The organism is Mitsuaria sp. TWR114 (assembly GCF_007997345.1).
In genome coordinates this window covers 1-2,062 of sequence record NZ_VOSR01000317.1, presented here as the reverse complement: position 1 = coordinate 2,062, position 2,062 = coordinate 1, and the positions used below count along the sequence as shown (strand labels likewise).

The window sequence follows — 2,062 nt, the reverse complement described above, 5'->3', positions numbered from 1 at the left end:
CGGCACCGGCAAGGAACTGGTCGCGCGCTGCCTGCACGACCAGAGCCCGCGCCGCGACCGGCACTTCGTCGCCATCAACTGCGGCGGCCTGCCCGAGGCGCTGTTCGAGAGCGAGCTCTTCGGCCACGAGTCGGGCGCGTTCACCTCGGCGGGCAAGCGCCGCATCGGCAAGATCGAGCATGCCAACGGCGGCACCCTGCTGCTCGACGAGATCGAGACCATGCCGGTGCCGCTGCAGATCAAGCTGCTGCGCGTGCTGCAGGAGCGCCGCGTCGAGCGGCTGGGCTCCAACGAGGAACAGGTCATCAACGTGCGCTTCATCGCCGCGAGCAAGGCCGACCTCAAGGAAATGGGCGAGCGCGGGCAGTTCCGCAGCGACCTCTACTACCGGCTCAACATCGCCACGCTGGTGCTGCCGCCGCTGCGCGAGCGCCGCGAGGACATCCCGCTGCTGTTCGAGCACTTCGTCGCGCAGGCCTGCAAGCGCTATGAGCGCGAGGCGCCCGAGCTCACGCCGGACAAGCTGCGCGAGCTGATGGCCCACGACTGGCCCGGCAACGTGCGGGAGATCCGCAACGCGGCCGACCGCTTCGTGCTCGCGCTGGACGACCTGGACTCCACCGCCGCGATCCAGGCGGTGCCCAACCTGGCGCTGGCGCGCCAGATGGAGATGGTCGAGAAGGCGCTGATCGAGCAGGCGCTGCGCCGCTCCGGCGGCAAGGTGCCGGCGGCGATGGAATTGCTGGGAACGCCGCGCAAGACGCTGTACGACAAGCTGCACCGGCACGGGATCCAGCTCGACGATTTCCGTTGACACGTCGAACGAGGGGGAACCCCCTCACCCTAACCCTCTCCCCCTCTGGGGGCGAGGGGATGAATGTGCCCCTTGTGCGTGCGAGAGGACGGGGGGAGTTTCACCCTCTCCCGCTTGCTGCGGGAGAGGGAGGGGTGAGGGTCTTCTCACTCCCCACGGCGCTCGGTGCTTGTTGAAGCGCTCCCTTCCTGCCATCTCTCTGCGCCAGCATGGGGGAGAGATTTTCCCGGCAGGCCGCGAAAACCCCTCCCCCATACCCCGACACGTCACCGTCCTGCGACGGCCCCGCACCGAGGCCTTCCCAGACGGCGTCGCGCCAGGTTCAGGCAGCCTGACGCACGCCCTGCTGCGCCTCGTCCAGCACCGCCTTGAGCTGCTGGATGGTGGCGGGCTTGACCAGGTAGGCGCTGGCGCCGCGCCGGATCGCCTCGGCGGCATCGCCTGGATCCGAGGTACCGGTGAGCATGACGATCGTCATCGGACCACCGCTGAGCGCCTCGCTGACGAAGTCCATGCCCTGCCCGTCCGGCAGTGCCCGGTCCAGGATCAACGCGTCCGGCCGCCGCGCGGCAATGCGGGCGCGCGCCTCGGCCAGGGTCGCGGCGGTGGCGGCGGTGTAGCCCTCCAGCTCCAGAAGGATGGCCAGCGTCTCGCTGGATTCGAGGCTGTCGTCGACGATGACGGCGTACGGTTGCATGGCAAACCCTGCGGTAAGAGGTCCATGGAGAAGATCCCGTACATGCGCACCAGCGGCGCCCAACGGGCAGGCATGGCCCTCTGATGGCAATTCCCGTGCCCTCGCCGTCCTAGGCGCGACGAGGAACGAACGACGCTTCAGGCTGCCACCGGAATGGGGGGACGGCGATTCCACCCCGGGTCGGGACGGATCTTTGCCCTGCGCCTTTCTGACCATAATCCGCGCCTTGGCGATCGGGGCCGGCCCTTGCGCCGCCCCGCCGTCCGCGCGCCCGACCGCCCGCCGAGTTCCATGACGACGATCGACGCCTCCATTTCCCCCGAGTTGCTGCCCCGCCTGCGCCGCTGCACCGCCCCCCTGCACGACGAGATCGAGGCGCTGCTCCGGCTCGAGGCGCCGATGCCGCTCGCACGCTACGGTCGGATCCTGCGCGGCTTCCATGAATTCCTTCAGCTCTGGGAACAGCGCGTGCGCCACGCGCTGCCCGAGCCGCTGCGGCCGTGGTTCGACGCGCGCCGGCGCGCCCCGTTCGCCGCGCACGACCTGGCCGC

Annotated in this window: 2 protein-coding genes and 1 pseudogene; 2 read left to right on the top strand and 1 reads right to left on the bottom strand. The window is 69.8% G+C overall.

All coding sequences use genetic code 11. The features are described from left to right. Positions 1–814: sigma 54-interacting transcriptional regulator (locus FUT87_RS12965; protein WP_147241284.1), on the top strand; the 814-nt coding region annotated here is incomplete at its 5' end. Between the two features lie 322 nt (positions 815–1,136). Here the strand turns inward: FUT87_RS12965 and FUT87_RS28740 are convergent. Beyond that, positions 1,137–1,511 (bottom strand): response regulator, encoded by a 375-nt coding sequence (locus tag FUT87_RS28740; RefSeq protein ID WP_186830513.1) that lies wholly within the window; start codon positions 1,509–1,511, stop codon positions 1,137–1,139. Between the two features lie 291 nt (positions 1,512–1,802). On the opposite strand from FUT87_RS28740, the pseudogene FUT87_RS28735 reads away from it, so the two are divergent. Further along, a pseudogene (locus FUT87_RS28735) lies at positions 1,803–2,062 on the top strand (hypothetical protein); the annotation flags it as partial.